The sequence below is a fragment of the Streptomyces sp. NPDC055815 genome (assembly GCF_053616475.1).
The window spans coordinates 55594-72061 of the sequence record NZ_JBSHDU010000037.1 but is presented as its reverse complement, the minus strand read 5'-3'; the positions used below and the strand labels follow the sequence as shown (position 1 = coordinate 72061).

Annotated in this window: 7 protein-coding genes; 2 read left to right on the top strand and 5 right to left on the bottom strand. The window is 74.3% G+C overall.

What is annotated here, in order from left to right; translation table 11 throughout:
* Positions 1-8: 8 nt before the first annotated feature.
* The 5 genes from ACWGN5_RS23345 to ACWGN5_RS23325 form a co-directional block, all read right to left on the bottom strand.
* Complete coding sequence (locus ACWGN5_RS23345) at positions 9-4220, bottom strand: type I polyketide synthase (protein WP_453518293.1); 4212 nt, start codon at positions 4218-4220, stop codon at positions 9-11.
* Entirely contained in the window at positions 4213-10653 is a 6441-nt protein-coding gene (locus ACWGN5_RS23340) for an amino acid adenylation domain-containing protein (protein ID WP_453518290.1), read from the bottom strand. Before ACWGN5_RS23340 ends, ACWGN5_RS23345 begins: the two co-directional genes overlap by 8 nt.
* A gap of 26 nt (positions 10654-10679) precedes the next feature.
* Positions 10680-11825, bottom strand: coding sequence for an N-methyl-L-tryptophan oxidase (gene solA, locus ACWGN5_RS23335; protein WP_453518287.1), 1146 nt, complete (start codon positions 11823-11825; stop codon positions 10680-10682).
* Positions 11822-12883, bottom strand: a complete 1062-nt coding sequence (locus ACWGN5_RS23330; protein ID WP_453518284.1) for an LLM class flavin-dependent oxidoreductase — start codon at positions 12881-12883, stop codon at positions 11822-11824. The genes solA and ACWGN5_RS23330 overlap by 4 nt, the downstream gene beginning before the upstream one ends.
* A 72-nt stretch (positions 12884-12955) precedes the next feature.
* On the bottom strand, positions 12956-13195 hold the full coding sequence (locus ACWGN5_RS23325) for a phosphopantetheine-binding protein (protein WP_453518282.1): 240 nt from the start codon (positions 13193-13195) through the stop codon (positions 12956-12958).
* Between the two features lie 217 nt (positions 13196-13412).
* Between ACWGN5_RS23325 and ACWGN5_RS23320 the strand changes: the two genes are divergently transcribed.
* Positions 13413-15047 (top strand): (2,3-dihydroxybenzoyl)adenylate synthase, encoded by a 1635-nt coding sequence (locus tag ACWGN5_RS23320; RefSeq protein WP_453518279.1) that lies wholly within the window; start codon positions 13413-13415, stop codon positions 15045-15047.
* A 156-nt stretch (positions 15048-15203) separates the two neighbouring features.
* Positions 15204-16463: a DegT/DnrJ/EryC1/StrS family aminotransferase gene (locus ACWGN5_RS23315; protein WP_453518276.1), complete on the top strand. Its 1260-nt coding sequence runs from the start codon at positions 15204-15206 to the stop codon at positions 16461-16463.
* Positions 16464-16468 lie beyond the last annotated feature (5 nt).

Here is a 16468-nt window from a genome sequence, read left to right as displayed (position 1 = left end):
GCGGGCGGTCAGCCCGTGCGCCGGCCGCGGCGCGCGCTGGGGGCGATCCGGGGGGCGGGGGCGGCGTCGGCGGCGCCGCGCAGGGCGTCGGCCTCGGCGGCCATCGTCGCGACGGTGAGCCGCTCCATGAGCTTCTTCACCCGTAGTTCGACGCCCAGTTCGTCACTCAGCCGCTTGACGAGGCGCAGCGCGAGCAGGGACTCGCCGCCGAGGTCGAAGAAGTTGTCGTCGGCCCCGATGCCGTCGACGCGCAGCAGCTCCTCCCAGTGACGGGCGACGACGCGTTCGGTGTCGGTCGACGGGGCGCGGTGGGCGACGCCGAGGGCGGGCCGGGGCAGCCGTGCCGGGCCGGTCTCCTCCGGCGCCGGCGCGGCCCCGGCGGCCGGCCGGGAGGCGGTGGTCTCGCCGCCGCCGTCGGCGGGGCGGCGGCCGACGATGACGGCGTGCGGGATCAGGGACCGGTCCGCCCGCTCGTCGCTGAGCACCCGCACGTCGTCGAAGGCCTCCGAGACCAGCAGCTCGCGCCACCGGCCGGCCGGCAGGATCGGCGTGTGCCGGCGCAGGTCGTCCTCGAACGCCCACCACTGCGGGAGCAGCCCCACGGCCAGCTGGGACGCCCAGGGCATCCGTACGGTCTCGAGGGCGCACAGCCGGCCGCCGGGGGCCAGCAGCCGCCGGACGTGGCGGGTGGTCTCCCGCAGGTCGGCGGGGATGTGCAGCACGTTGAAGGCGAGCACCACGTCGAAGGCGCCGCCGAGCTCCTCGGGCGCCACGGCCCGGCCGATGTCCAGGACGCCGAACGACATGAAGTCGATGCCCCGTCGCGCGGCCTCGCGCTCGGCCTCCAGGACGAAGGACCGGCCCAGGTCGGTGACGTGGTACCGCACTCCGGGAATGCCCCGCAGGGCCTCGGCCACGGTCCAGGTCAGCCGGCCCCGCCCGGCGCCCGTCTCCAGGATCCGGAAGGGGCGGCCGCCGGCCGCCCGGGCCAGCTCGACGACGTGCTCGGTCAGCAGCGTGCGGTACAGGGCGAAGTCGCCCTCGTCCATGTGCGGTTCGAGCACGGAGGCGGTGAGGTCCGTGTGTCCGTCGGGAAGCAGCACCGCGGTGCCGTCCGTGTCGCCGCGCACCACGTCCGCGCAGCGGGCCAGGCAGGTGTCGAGCAGCTCCAGGTCCTTCGCGAGCGACGGGTGCGCCGCGGTGACGGACCTGGTGAGCCGCTCCTCCTCCGCAGCGCCGTCGCCGGTGAACCGCAGCAGGTCGCCCTCGCGGGCCAGCACCCCCGACTCCTTCAGCAGCTGCAGCAGGGCCTCCGCCAGCTTGCGGTACGGCCCGGCCGGCCGGAGGCGGCGGACGAGGTCCTCCGGGGCGTACGTACGGCCGGCCGTGGTGTCCACGCCCGCCGAACGCAGGAAGGCGGCGGCCCGCAGACCGGCGAGCCGGTCGAAGTCCTCGCGCAGCCGGGCCGGCACCGTGGTCACCTCGGTGCTCCGCCACAGCTCCCGTTCGGCTTCGGCGAGGTCGCGTACGGCGGCGCGGCCGACAGGCGCCCCGGTGGCGGAGGCGGCGGGGCGGACCTCGTCCAGCCAGTACCGCTTGCGCTCGAAGGGGTAGCCGGGCAGCGGAACGCGGCGGCCGCCCCGCTCGTCCTCCCCGGTCGCCGGGTCCTTCTCGTCCGGTGCGAGCCGGGCGCCGAGCTGCCAGATCCGGCCGAGCGCGGTGAGCAGCACCTGCTGGTCGTGCTGGTCGGCGCGCGGGTGGCGCATGGTCTCCACGGCGGGCACGGCGTCGCCGAACTGCAGCTGGGCGCACCGGGTGAGGATCCTGCCCGGTCCGACCTCCACGAGCACCGGCTCCGTGCCCGCGCGCAGCGCCGCGAGGCCGTCGGCGAAGCGCACGGTCCGGCGGGTGTGCCGCAGCCAGTAGTCGGGGCTCGTGGCCTCCGCGTCGGTGATCCAGGTGCCGGTGACGTTGGAGACGAACGGGATGGCCGGCGGGCGCAGGGTGATCTGGGCGAGCTCGGCCGCGAAGTCGTCCAGGACGGAGTCGAGGAGCCAGGAGTGCACGGCGCTGGGGAAGCGGACCCGCTGGTACTCGACGCCGTCGGCGTCCCAGCGTGCCTCGACCTCCCGGATGTCCTCCTCCGGCCCCGACACGGTGCACAGGGCGGGCGCGTTGACGGTGGCCAGGGAGAGGCGGTCGGTGAGGTACGCGTCCAGCTCGCGCTCGCCCAGCTGAACGCTCACCGCGACCCCGCCGGCCCGCTCCAGGAGCCACTGCCGCTTGGCGACCAGGGGCAGCATGTCCTCCAGGGACATCACCCCGGCCAGGCAGGCGGCGGTGTACTCGCCGGCCGAGTGCCCGATGAGCGACTGCGGCCTGACGCCCCGGGACATCAGCAGGGTGGCGAGGGCGTACTCGGTCGCGACGAGGCCGGGCAGCAGGCTCGACCGGGCGCCCTCCTCCCCTCGGTGCAGGACGGCTCGTACGTCGAAGCCCAGGACGGGCTCCAGGATGGCGGCGCAGCGGTCCAGCGCCTCGCGGAAGACCGGCTCGGTCTCGTACAGGCCGCGTCCCATGCCCTCGTACTGCGCGCCGCCGCCCGGGAACAGGAAGGCGACGGGCCGCTCGGCGGGGCCGTCGGCGGGCGGTACGGCGTGCCCGGGGGCGCCGAGCAGCGCGACCGCCTCGTCCCGGTCGCGGCAGACGGCGAAGCGGCGGTGCGGGAAGGTCCGGCGGCCCTGGCTCAGGGTGTGCGCCACGTCGCCGAGGCCGAGGCCGGGGGTGCGGGCGAGGTGGTCGCCGAGCCGGGCGCCGAGGCGGTCGGCGGCCTCGGCGGACCTGGCCGACCAGGGCAGCAGGACCCAGCCCTCGTCGGTCCCGCGCGTCGCCGGGGCCGCGGGGGGCTCTTCGAGGACGGCGTGGACGTTCGTCCCGCCGATGCCGAAGGAGCTCACGCCGGCCCGGCGCGGCGTCGGGCCGGCCGGCCACTCGGTGAGCCGGTCGGTGACGTGGAAGGGCGAGGAGGCGAGATCGATGAGCGGGTTGGGGGCGGTGTAGTGGAGCGTGGGCGGGATCGTGCCGTGCTCCACCACCAGGGCCGCCTTGATCAGGCCCACCACGCCGGCCGCGGCGTCGGTGTGCCCGATGTTGCTCTTGACCGATCCGAGGGCGCAGAAACCGGTGCGCGTGGTGGTCTCCGCGAACGCCTCGGTGAGCGCGGTGACTTCGATCGGGTCGCCGACCGGGGTGCCCGTGCCGTGGGCCTCCACGTAGCCGATGGTGTCGGCGTCGACCTCGGCGGCCGCGTGGGCGGCGAGGATCACCTCGGCCTGGCCCAGCGGACTGGGCGCGGTGAATCCGACCTTGCGGCTGCCGTCGTTGTTGAGCGCGGTGCCCTTGATGACGGCCCGGATGCGGTCGCCTTCGGCCACCGCGTCGGTCAGCCGCTTGAGGACGACCACCGCCGTGGCGTCGCCGGGCACCATGCCCTCGGCCCGCGCGTCGAAGGCCCGGACGTGGCCGTCGGGCGAGAACGGGCCGTCGGGCGTGTAGCGGTAGCCCCGCCGGGCGGCCGGGTTGATCGACGAGCCGCCGGCGAGCGCCACGTCGCAGCGGTAGGACAGCAGGTCCTGGCAGGCGACGTGGATCGCGGCCAACGAGGTGGAACAGGCCGTCTGGACGGTCAGCGCGGGCCCGGTCAGGTTGAGCGCGTAGGCGACGCGGGTGGCGAAGACGCCGGGGTCGTTGCCCATGGACGCCGACCAGGCCCGCAGCGGCTCGGCCGTCTCGTCCATGCGGGGGCGCACATGGTTCAGGTAGTACCGGCTCTGGCTGGCCCCGCCGTAGACGCCGATCACCCCGTCGAAGCGCTCGGGGTCGTGGCCCGACTGTTCGAGGGCGTGGTGGCAGACCTCCAGGAAGACGCGCTGCTGCGGGTCCATCAGTTCGGCGTCCTCGGCCCGCAGGCCGAAGAAGTCCGCGTCGAAGAGGTCGGCGTCGTCCATCGCCGCGGCCGCCCTGACGAGGTACGGGTCGCCGAGGGCGGCCGGGTCGCCGCCGGCGGCGAGGAACTCCGCGTCGTCGACCGGCCGGACGGACTCCGCACCGGCCACCAGGTCGGCCCAGAACTCCGCCACGTCGCGGGCCCCCGGAAAGCGGCCCTCCATGGCGACGATGGCGATGTCCAGGTCCCGCACCGTCTGCGAGTCGTCAGCCATTGCGCTGCGTTCCCTTCCTGTCGGCGGCCCGGCGGGCCATGGCCTTGTGCTGGAGTCCGGCGCGCTGCCGGGCGCGGTCGGCGCTGCCGCGCCGGACCGCCGGTTCGCCGTGCTCCTCCGCGGCGCCGAGGTGCGCGGCGAGCGCGGCCACGGTGGGGTGGGCGAACAGGTCGACGACCGGGACCGGCCGTCCGAGCTCGTCGACGAGCCGCTTCTGCAGGGCGATCAGGGTCAGCGAGTGGCCGCCGACGTCGAAGAAGTTGTCCTGGGCGCCCACCTGTTCCAGGCCGAGGACCGCGCACCAGGCCGCGGCGATGCGGCGCTCGAGGCCTTCGCCGGGGGCGACGTACGCGGTGCCCGTCGTCGTCCAGGACACCGGGCGGGCGGCAAGGGCGATCCGGTCGATCTTCCCGGACTGGGTGAGCGGCAGCGCGTCCAGCGTGACGACGGCGGACGGGACCATGTAGTCCGGCAGCGAGGAGGCCAGCCAGGTCCGCAGGTCCCGCGGTTCGGCAGCGCCGGGCGGCACCGTCACGTAGGCCACGAGCCGCTGGTCGCCGGGCTGTTCCGTGCGGACCACGACCGCCGCCTGGGCGATGTCCTCGCGGGCGCTCAGCGCCTCCTCGATCTCGCCGAGTTCCACCCGGAAGCCGCGGATCTTGACCTGGTCGTCGGCCCGGCCGAGGAACTCGAGGTGGCCGTCGGGGCGCCGGCGGGCGAGGTCGCCGGTGCGGTACATACGGGTGCCGGGGGGCCCGAACGGGTCGGCCACGAAGCGGGCCGCCGTGAGGTCGGGCCGGCCCAGGTAGCCGCGGGCGGTGCCGGGGCCCGCCACGTACAGCTCGCCCGGCACGCCCGGCGGGACGAGCCGCAGCCGGCGGTCCAGGACGTAGAGGCGGGTGTTCACCGAGGGCGGGCTGATCGGCAGTGCGCCGGTGGCGTCCAGCGGGGGGCTGATCGCACAGGAGACCGTGATCTCCGTGGGGCCGTAGGAGTTGACCATCCGCCGGCCGCGCGACCACCGGGCGACCAGGTCGGCCGGGGTGGCCTCGCCGGCCACGACGATCGTGGTGGCCGCCGGCAGGCCGCCCGCCACGGGCAGCATCGCGAGCACCGACGGCGGAAGCGTCACATGGGTGATGTCGTGGGCGTCGGCGAGCTCGGAGAGCTCGGGCCCGGGCAGCAGGCGCCAGGCGGGGGCCAGGATCAGGGTGCCGCCGGTGAACAGCGCCATGGCGACGTCCCAGAAGGCCGCGTCGAAGCTCGCGGTGGCGAACTGCAGGACCCTGTTGTCCGGTCCGACGGCGCACCGCTCGATCTGGTTCGCGAGCAGGCTGGGGATGCCGGTGTGGCAGACCACCACGCCCTTGGGGCGTCCGGTGGACCCCGAGGTGTAGATGACGTACGCGGGGTGCGCGGGAAGCAGCGGGGCGAGGCGCTCGCCGTCCGTCAGGTCGGTGGCGGGCAGGTCCGCGACGCGGGCCGCGGTCCCCGGGTCGTCGAGGAGGAGGGGGGTGACCGAGCCGGGGAGGGTGTGGGCGGCCTCGGCGGTGGTCAGCACCTGGGCCGGCCGGGCGTCCTCCAGCATGTGGCGGATGCGGTCTGCGGGGTAGTCGGGGTCCACCGGGAGGTAGGCCGCGCCCGCCTTGAAGACGGCGAGCATGGCGATCACCATCTCCAGGGAGCGCGGCACCGCGAGGGCGACGACCTGCTCCGGGCCCACGCCCTGGGTGACGAGGTGGCGGGCCAGCCGGTTGGCCCGGGCGTTGAGCTCGGCGTAGGTCAGCCGGGCGCCCTCGAAGACGGCGGCGGTCTTCTCCGGGACCAGCGCGGCCTGGGCCTCGAAGAGCTGGGAGGCGGTCGCGTCGGGGAGCTCGCGCCGCGGCCCCTGCCAGCCGTCGAGCAGGTCCTCGCGCTCCCGAGGGGTGAGGATCTCCAGGAGGCCGATGGGGAGGTCCGGGGTGTCGGCCGCGGCTTCGAGGAGGAGCACGAGGCGGGCGAGGAGCCGCTCGGCCGTCTCCCGTTCGAAGAGGTCACCGCTGTACGTGAGCGAGCAGTCGACGCCGCCGGGCGCCCGGTCCGGCCCGGTCGACTCGCCGAACACGAAGGACAGGTCGAACCGCGAGCTGTCGGTGTCGCAGGGCTCCACGCGGGCGGTGAGGCCGGGCATGCCGGGGACGTCCCGGGCCGGTTCGCGCAGCGCCAACATCACCTGGAAGAGCGGGTGCCGGGCCAGTGACCGGGGCGGGTTGAGGACCTCCACCAGCCGGTCGAAGGGCAGGTCCTGGTGCTCGTAGGCGGCCAGGTCGGTGGTGCGGACCCGGTCGAGCAGCTCGTGGAAGGTCGGGGATCCCGAGGTGTCGGTGCGCAGCACGAGGGTGTTGACGAAGCAGCCGACGAGGTCGTCGAGCGCCACGTCGCCGCGGCCCGCGACGGGGGTGCCGAGGGGGATGTCCTCCCCCGCGCCCAGGCGGGTGAGGAGGGCGGCGAGACCGGCCTGGAGCACCATGAAGAGGGTGCAGCCGCGGTCCCGGCCCAGGCGGAGCAGCCGGGTGTGAAGTGCGGCGTCCACCCGGCCGTGCACGGTGCCGCCCGTGTAGCCGGCGGTGTGCGGGCGGGGCCGGTCGACGGGCAGTGCGAGTTCCTCGGGCAGGCCGGCGAGGTGGGAGGTCCAGTGGGCGAGCTGCCGGGCCGTCCGGCTGCCGGGGGCCCGCTCGTCGCCGAGGACCCGGCGCTGCCAGAGGCTGTAGTCGGCGTACTGCACGGGCAGCGGGGCCCGCCAGGCGGGCGCGCGGCCGTGGCGGCGGGCCGCGTAGGCGGTGGCCAGGTCCTCGGTGAACGGCGTGACGGACCAGCCGTCCGCGACGATGTGGTGCAGCACCATCAGGAGGGTGTGCTCGGCGGGTGCGGTGCGGAACAGGACGGCGCGCAGCGGGAGTTCGGTCTCCAGCGCGAAGCCGCGGGCCAGGGCGGCGCGGATCCGCTCCGGCAGTTCCCCGGGCCGGCAGGCGACGAGGGTCGCCTCGACGCGGCAGTCCCCGGCGGGCCGGACGAGCTGGTGCGGGACGCCCGCGGTCTGCGGGAAGAGCGTGCGCAGGCTCTCGTGCCGGGCGAGCACGTCGCCCAGCGCGCTGTCGAGCGCTTCCCGGTCGAGGGTTCCGGACAGCCGGATCGCGATGGGCACGTTGTAGGTGGCGGACAGGCCCTCGACCTGGTTGAGGAACCACAGCCGGCTCTGGGCGAAGGACAGCGGCACCGTCTCCGGGCGGGGCTCAGGACGCAGGGCGGGCACGGCCGATTCCGCGTCGCCGAGGAGGCCGGCGATGCCCGTGACCGTCGGGTTCTCGAACAGCGCGCCGATGGCGAGTTCGACGCCCAGCTCGGTCCGGATGCGGCTGATCAGTCTGGCGGCGAGCAGCGAATGGCCGCCCAGGTCGAAGAAGTTGTCGTCGGCGCCGACCGCGGGCAGGCCGAGGATCTCGGCGAACAGCGCGCCGACGGACGCCTCCCGCGATCCGTCCTGGGCCGCCGCCGGGGTGGCGGCCGGTGCGGGGGCCGCGGGCGCGGGCAGCGCCCGCTGGTCGAGCTTGCCGTTCGCGGTCAGCGGCAGCGCGTCGAGCAGCTCGACGGCGGACGGGACCATGTGGGCGGGCAGCAGCTCCGCGGCGTGCCGGCGCAGCCGGGCGGGGTCCGGCCGCGTGTCGGCGGCCGGCACGGCGTACGCCACCAGACGCTTGTCGCCGGGCCGGTCCTCGCGGACGACCACCGCGGCCCGGTCGATGTCGGAGTGGCGTTCGAACGCTGCCTCGATCTCGCCGAGTTCGATGCGGAAGCCGCGGATCTTCACCTGGCTGTCCGCGCGGCCGAGGTAGCACAGGCTCCCGTCGTCGAGTACGCACGCCAGGTCGCCGGTGCGGTACATACGGCTGCCCGGGGCGCCGAAGGGGTCGGCCACGAAGCGTTCGGCGGTCAGGCCGGGCCGCCCCAGATAGCCCAGGGCCAGGCCGGGGCCGGCCACGTACATCTCGCCGGTGGCGCCTTCCGGCACCGGCCGCAGCTCGCCGTCGAGAACGTACACGTCGAGGTCGGGGATCGGCTCGCCGATCACGCTGCCCCGGGCGGCGCGCACCGTCTCGCGGTCGAGTGCGGCGTAGCTGACGTGCACGGTGGTCTCGGTGATGCCGTACATGTTGACCAGGCGCGGCGCGTCGTCGCCGTGGCGCGTGTACCAGTCCTCCAGCCGGTGGGTCTCCAGGGCCTCGCCGCCGAAGACGACGTGGCGCAGCGCCAGTCGCCCGGACAGGTCCGGATGTTCCCGCTCGGCCGCGACGAGCTGGTAGAAGGCCGACGGGGTCTGGTTGAGGACGGTCACCCGTTCCCGGACGAGCAGGCGCAGGAAGTCGGCCGGGGAGCGGCTGGTGTCGAAGGGCACCACGACGAGCCGGCCGCCGTGCAGCAGCGGTCCCCAGATCTCCCAGACGGAGAAGTCGAACGCGTACGAGTGGAAGAGCGTCCACACGTCGTCGGCGCCGAAGCCGAACCAGTGGTCGGTCTGCTGGAAGAGGCGCAGGACGTTGTGGTGGGTGACCGCCACGCCCTTGGGCCGGCCGGTCGAGCCGGAGGTGTAGATGACGTAGGCCGGGCTCGCCGGGCTCGCCGGACCGGCTGCGGCCGCGCGCTCGACGGCGGTCAGGTCGGTCCCGGGAAGTCCGTCCAGCTCGGCGGCGACCGCGGGGTCGTCCAGGAGCAGCGGGTCCACCACGCCCCGCACCCGGTCGGCGCCGCCGGTGTCGCAGAGCACCAGGGCCGGGGCGGCGTCCTCCAGCGTGAACCGCAGGCGGTCCGCGGGGTACTGCGGGTCGAGCGGCAGATAGCCGGCGCCCGTCTTGAGTACGGCGACCAGCGCGGTCACCAGGTCCGCGCCGCGCGGCAGGGCCAGGGCGGCCAGCCGGCCGGGACCCAGGCCCCGGCGGAGCAGCAGGCGCGCGAGGCGGTTGGCGCGGGCGTTGAGCTCCCGGTAGGTGAGGCGCGTCTCGCCGCTGGTCACCGCGGTGCGGTCGGGCGTGCGGGCCGCCTGGGCCTCGAACGCCTCGTGCAGGGTGGCGCCGCGCGGCGCGGCGGCCCGGGCCGGGCGGGCGGACCGGCGGACGGCCGTGGCGGGCACCGGTATCCGGGCGAGCGGGGTGCCGGGGTCCGCTTCGGCCAGGGCGGTGAGGAAGCCGGTGAACCGCCGGTGGTGGGCGGCCAGTTCGGACTCGCCGTAGCGGCGGGGGTTGGCCTCGATGGCGACGGTGAGGCCGCCGGTCGCGGGGTCGTCGCCGACGACGACGGACAGGTCGTCGATGGGCCCGGGCGCGACGGTGGCGACGGTCGCCCGGCTGCCGGCGAAGTCCAGTTCCCGGTCGTAGTACCTGATGTTGACCAGCGGGCCGGTGAGCTGCCGTCCGACCATGCTGAGGTCGCGCAGGACGTCCTCGCTGCGGTAGCGCTGGTGGCCGCGGAGCTCGCGCAGCCGTTCGCCGGCCTGGTCGAGGAGAGCGGCGACGGTGGTGCCGCGTGGCACCGAGAGGCGCAGGGGCAGCACGTTGACGACGACGCCGGGGGTCGTGGCGGCGGCGCCCCAGCGGCCGGCCACCGGGACGCCGAGCGTGATGTCCTCGGCCTGCGTCATGCGGTGCAGATAACCGGCGAGCGCGGCGACCACGAGCTCGGCCCGGTCGGTCTGCCGTGCGTCGAGGACCCGGGCGGGGCCGACCGTGAGGGGGTCGACGGCGGGGCCGTCGAAGGGCCGGCGGGCGAGGGTGACGGCGTCCGAGGCTCCGGCCATCCGCTCGGCCCAGTAGGCGCGGTCGGCCTCGAAGCGCTCGGAGGACCGGTAGGCGGCCTCGGCCCCGGCCAGGTCGTCGAGGGTGCCGAACCAGCGCGGGCGGGGCTCCGTGCCGGCCGCCTCGGCGGTGTAGATCTCGGCGGTGCGCGCGGCGAGCAGCTGGAAGCCGTACCCGTCCAGGAGGGTGTGGTGGCAGCGCAGGTACCAGCGGAACCGGTCCGGTCCGAGCACGAGCAGGGCGTTGCGGAAGAGGGGCCCGCGCAGCAGGTCGACGGGCGTGGCGGTGTCCTCGCGCATCCACCGGTCGGCCGCGGCCGCCGGGTCCGGCCCGGCGCTCAGGTCCACGACGTCGAGGAGTGGCCCGGCGAGCGGTGCCGGAGTCTGCCGGGGCTGCCCGTCGTGCACGGTGAACCGCACGGTGAGGGCGTCGGTCTCGGCCACCGCGCGCCGCAGCGCCCGCTCCAGGCGGGACGCGTCGGCGGGTGCGGAGACCTCGACGTACTGGGCGGTGTTGTAGGCCGCGTTGGCAGGGTCGACCTGCTGGGCGAACCACACACCGAGCTGGGCTCCGGTGAGCGGCCGACGTGCCTCTTCCCGATCGCGCATGCTTGAGACTTTCTCCCGGCGAGGTCTTACAGGAATCGGTTGGGATCGGTGAAGTCCAGCGGACAGCTGGTCTGCCGGCCGAGGACGATGTCGGCCAGCGCCTCCCCGATGCCGGTGGAGTGCTTGAAGCCGTGGAAGTTGCAGCCGCCGGCGACGACCAGTCGCGGGTGGCCGTGCGGGCGGCCGATGAGGAACTGCTTGTCGGGGGTGCGGCTGAACATGCCGACCTCCGTCCGCGACGGCACGGCCACCATGCCGGGCACCGCCTCGGCCAGCAGGCCGGAGACCGCGGTCCAGTCCTCCGGGGTGACGCCGCGGTCACAGTCGTCGGCGGGGGTGACCCGGAAGGCGCTTCCGCCGTCCTCCAGGCCGAGCTTGACGTCCGGGCCGCCGTGGGAGCCGTGGCCCCAGATGGTGCCGCGGCCGCCGAGCTCCCGCATGAAGGGCGGCAGCCGGTCGAGGGTGAACGGCGCGGGGTCGCCGGCCGGCCGGAACCAGGTCTGGGGGACCCGTACGGTCTCCAGGGGCAGTCCGGGAACCAGTGTGTCGAGCCAGGGGCCCGCGGTCACCACGACCTGTCCGACCCGGAAGTCACGGGCGGGGGTGCGGACGACGACGCCGTCCGCGGCCGGTTCGATCGCGGTGACCCGGGTGTCGGTGAGGACCCGGGCGCCGGCCGCGGCCGCCGCGCCGACGGCGGCGCGGACCGCCGCCTCCGGCCGGATCAGTCCGGCCTCCGGCTCGCGGACGCCGATGTCGCCGTCCTGGAACGCCGCGTGCTGCGGCAGCCACCGGCTCAGTTCGCCGGAGGTCAGGGTCTCCACGGGAAGGTCGTGCTCCCGGGCGGCACGCAGCGAACCGCCCGCGATGTGTCCGTCCGCGGGGCCCATCAGGACCGCGCCCACCTGGTCGAAGAGGGCGTGGCCGGCGAGGGTCTCCAGCTGCTGCCACAGCTGCCGGGAGCGCTTGGCCAGCGGTACGAGGCCGGGGTGTTCGAGGCAGGTGACGCGGAACATCCGGGTGCCGCCGTGCGACGCGCCGAAGGGGTGGCCGAGCCCGTACCGCTCGAATCCGAGCACGCGCACGCCGCGCGAGGCCAGCTGCCACAGGGCCGAGGCCCCCCAGGCGCCGAGCCCCACCACCGCGACGTCCGCGTCGGGCGTGCGGGTCATGCCGGCTGCTCCGGGCGGGTGAAGGCGGGCATCACGTGCTCGGCGAAGAGCGTCATGGCGCGCTCGGCGTCCTCGTAGGGCATGTGACCGGGGTTGAACTGGAGGCTGAGCGTGGGGTCCGCGCCGAACCAGTCGACGAGCACGGCGATCTGCTCGCGCACCTCGTCCGGGGTGCCGGCCAGGACCTTGTTGTCGGCGTGCGACTGCCGGAAGTCGTACTTCCTGACCTTCTCGACGAACTGCTCGTAGCCGCGGTACGCGTCGCTGCGCGTCCGGCCCCAGCTCGCCACCGCCTCGGCCATGTGCTCGACGTAGTTGACCTCGAAGGTCTCGGCGAGGTCGAGCGCCTTCGCGCGGTCCTCGGCCACGTAGCACGTGTACTTGATCTGGATGCGCGGGCTGCCCGGGTGGCCGGCCTCGCGCCAGGCCTCGCGGTAGCCCGCCAGCATCGCCTGGAGCTGCTCGCGGGAGGTCACCGACGGCACCACCTGGAGGTGGTGTCCGGCGCGTCCGGCGGCGGCGCACGAGTCCGGGCTCATCGCGGAGGCGATGAAGATGGGCGGGTGCGGCTTCTGGACGGGCTCCGGGAGCATCGTGACGGGGCCGAACCGCTGGAAGGAGCCCTCCCAGACCACGTCCTGCTCGGACCAGAGGCGACGGCAGACCTCGACGCCCTCGGCGAAGCGCGCCCGGCTCTCGTCGATGTCGATGCCGAAGGCCTCGAACTCCTGCGGCAGGAAGGCGCGGCCGAAGCCGACGTCGAGCCGCCCGTGGGAGAGGTTGTCCAGCATCGCGAGCTTGCCGGCGAGCTTCAGCGGGTGGGTGAAGGCGGGAATGACCGCTCCGGTGCCGATGCGGATCCGGCTGGTGCGCGCGGCGGCCGCGGTGAGGAAGGTGACCGGGTCGGGCATGTAGCCGCCGTACGGGGAGAAGTAGTGCTCCACGCACTGGGCGTGCTCAAAGCCGAGCTCCTCGGCCAGGCTCACCAGGCGAAGGGCCTCGTCGAAGTAGTCGCTCGCGCTCTTCTTCGCCGGGTCGACAACGGGAAAGAAATTCACGCCGAATTGCATCGTGACTCCAATGGCTTGCTGAGGGAATGACAGGCGCCGCCGGGCGGGCCGCCCCGGGCACTACCGGGAGATGAGTTCCCACCAGGCCTTGAGGGTGGGCATCGCGGCGAATTCGGCGATCTCGCCCTGGAGGCCGCCTCGCTGCCAGCCCGACACGATGCCCATGACACCGATCGAGTCGAGTCCGAGGTCCTGGAGATTCACGTCGTCCGTCACCTCGGAGGTGCTGACACCGAGCCGGTCGGCGAGCACCCGCTGCAGCTCCGCCTTGTCCCCCGGAATGACACCTTGGTTACTCAATTTCCACACCGCACCATTCGGATCCGTCTGACGGCTCAATCGGGAATCAACCCTAGCCGCCACCCCTAAAAGGCCTCTTAAAAGGGGCTATTGACGCGTTGTGCCGGGCCCTAAAGCGTCGGGCATTGACGGTGCCCAAACTCTGACGGCTCGGTTAGCATCACCAAAATATCAGCCCGGAAACCATGGATTGTGTTGACAGGAGAAAGGACTGAAAATGCAGGACGGATGCGTTCCCTGGCCGGAGGCCACCGCGGCGGCATACCGGGAGGCCGGATACTGGCGGGGGGAGACGCTGGGGCGGCTGCTGCGCGGCTGGGCGGCGACGTACGGCGACCGGACCGCCCTCGTCGGCGGTGACCGGCGCGTGACGTACACCGAACTCGACGCCTGGGCGGACCGGCTGGCGGCCGGCTTCGCCGCGCGCGGCGTCCGGGCGGGCGACCGGGTCGTGGTCCAGCTCCCCAACACCCCGGAGTTCGTCGCCGTCTGCTTCGGTCTCTTCCGGCTCGGCGCGCTGCCCGTCTTCGCGCTGCCGGCGCACCGGCGCCACGAGATCAGCCACCTGTGCGCGCACTCCGGTGCCGTCGCCTATGTGGTGCCGGACGTCCATCAGGGCTTCGACCACCGCGAACTGGCCTCGGAGGTGCGCGCCTCGGTCCCGTCCCTGCGCGAGGTCTTCGTCCTCGGCGACCCCGGCCCGCACAGCTCCCTCGACGAGCTCTCGGCGACCGCCGCCCCGGTCCCGGCCCAGGACGAGCCGGCCGGCGCGGACCCGGCGGACGCCGCGTTCTTCCTGCTGTCCGGCGGCACGACCGCGCTGCCCAAGCTCATCCCGCGGACCCACGAGGACTACGCCTACCAGATCCGGGCCGCCTCGGAGATCTGCGAACTCGACGGCGACACGGTCTACCTGGCCGTCCTGCCCGTCGAGTTCAACTTCACCTGGGGCTGCCCGGGCGTGCTCGGCACCCTGAGCAAGGGCGGCACGGTCGTGCTCGCGAGGACGCCGAACCCGGACGAGTGCTTCGCGCTCATCGAGCGGGAGCGGGTCACCATGACCTCCTGCGTGCCGACCATCGCCCACATGTGGCTGGACGCCGCCGAGTGGACCGAGCGGGATCTGAGCAGCCTGTCGGTGCTGCAGATCGGCAGCGCCAAGCTCCATCCCGAGGTGGCCGCCCGGGTCACCCCGGCCCTGGGCTGCCGGCTCCAGCAGGTGTTCGGCATGGCCGAGGGCCTCCTCACCTTCACCCGCTACGACGACCCGCTCGACCGGGTGCTCACCACCCAGGGCCGGCCCATCTCCCCCGCCGACGAGATCCGGGTGGTGGACCTGGAGGACCGGCCCGTGGCCCCGGGCGAGACCGGTGAGCTGCTGACCCGCGGCCCGTACACCCTGCGCGGCTACTACCGCGCCGAGGAGCACAACGCCGGCGCGTTCACCGAGGACGGCTTCTACCGCAGCGGCGACCTGGTGCGCTTCACCGAGGACGGGGACATGGTCGTCCAGGGCCGGGTCAAGGACGTCGTCATCCGCGGCGGCGACAAGGTCTCGGCCACCGAGGTGGAGCGGCACGTCACCGCCGCGCACGACGGGATCCAGCAGGCCGCCGTGGTCGCGATGCCCGACGAGGTCATGGGCGAACGGGTCTGCGCCTTCGTCGTGCCGGCCGGCGAACCGCCGCGTCTCCCCGAGCTGAAGCGCCTGCTGCGCGCCCGCGGCCTCGCGGAGTACAAGCTTCCGGACCGCCTCGAACTGATCGACGCCTTCCCGCTGACCGGGCTCGGCAAGGTCGACAAGAAGGCCCTCACCGCGGAACTCGCGCAGCGCATGGCCGCAGCCGACTGACCGCGTCCGTCCCGGCCGGCAGGAACCGCCGCCCCGGCGGACCCGCCGGCCGGGGCGCGCCCGCGTGCCCCGCTCCGCCGGCCCGGTCACGCGGGCACCCATCAGCCCACGTCCCGCACGGCGCGGGACGCCTTTCCGTCATGGGGGTACCTCCGTATGCAGCAACGCTACGTCGTGCCGGGCGGCCGCCGAGGCAGCGTCATCGGCGATCGCGAACTGGACGTCCTGGGGCGGCTCGTCTCCTCCGACGCCCCGCTCTCCGCCGGGGGGTGGCGGGAGGCCTTCGAGCAGGCCTTCGCCCGCCACGTCGGCGCCCGGCACGCCCTGTCGGTGACCAGCGGGACGGTGGCCCTGGAGATCGCCATCCGGCTGCTCGACCTGGCCCCGGGCGACGAGGTCGTGGTGACGCCGCAGACCTTCCAGGCCAGCATCCAGCCGCTGCTCGACCTGGACGTCACCGTCCGGTTCTGCGACATCGACCCGCTCACCCTGAACATGGACCCGGCCGCGCTCGAGCCGCTGATCACCGACCGGACCCGGGCCGTGATCCTCGTCCACTACGGCGGCTGCCCGGCGGACATGGACGCCATCATGGGACTCACCCGGCCTCGCGGCATCACGGTGATCGAGGACAGCGCCCACGCGCTCGGCGCCACCTACCACGGCCGCCGGCCCGGTTCGCTGGCCGACATCGCGGCCTTCAGCTTCCACTCCACCAAGAACATCACCAGTCTCGGCGAGGGCGGCATGATCACCCTGCACCGCGACGACTGGGCGGAGCGGGTGCGCCGGCACCGTGACAACACGGTGGACGGCGTCTACGTCCCGCCCGGTGCGGACGCGGCGGAGGCGCCCGCCGCGCTGCCCTGGATGATGTTCGCCGAAGAGATCTACGACCGCGCCTGCACCGGCATCCGCAACGCCGGCACGAACGCCACGATGTCCGAGGCGTCGGCCGCGGTGGGCCTGGCCCAACTGGACCGGCTGGACGAGCTGGTGGCCCGCCGCCGGCAGATCGCCCGCAGGCTCGACGAGGTCGTCGCGGCCTTCCCCGGCGCCGCCCGGCCGGTCTCCGCGCCGGAGGGCGTCGGCCACGCGTACCACCTCTACACCTTCCTCGTACACGACCGGGAGATGCGCGACGCCCTGCTGCGCGACCTCGACGCGCGGGGCGTGGAGGCCCAGTTGCGCTACTTCCCGCTGCATCTGACGCCGGAATGGCGGTTCCGCGGGCACGGCCCCGGCGAGTGCCCCGTCGCCGAACGGCTCTGGTTCGAGCAGCACATGAACCTGCCCTGCCACCCCGGACTGCTCGACTCCCAGGTCGACCATCTCGTCGACGCCCTGACCGCGGGCCTCACCGCCGTCACGGGCACGGCCGCGAACCCCCGCGGCGGCACTGCCGCCGCCGTCTGAACAGA

Excerpts from the sequence above, each read along its gene's own strand:
- ACWGN5_RS23345 (WP_453518293.1), bottom strand. The coding sequence starts at position 4,220 with ATGGCTGACGACTCGCAGACGGTGCGGGACCTGGACATCGCCATCGTC.
- ACWGN5_RS23340 (WP_453518290.1), bottom strand. The coding sequence starts at position 10,653 with ATGCGCGATCGGGAAGAGGCACGTCGGCCGCTCACCGGAGCCCAGCTC.
- solA (WP_453518287.1), bottom strand. The coding sequence starts at position 11,825 with ATGACCCGCACGCCCGACGCGGACGTCGCGGTGGTGGGGCTCGGCGCC.
- ACWGN5_RS23320 (WP_453518279.1), top strand. The coding sequence starts at position 13,413 with ATGCAGGACGGATGCGTTCCCTGGCCGGAGGCCACCGCGGCGGCATAC.
- ACWGN5_RS23315 (WP_453518276.1), top strand. The coding sequence starts at position 15,204 with ATGCAGCAACGCTACGTCGTGCCGGGCGGCCGCCGAGGCAGCGTCATC.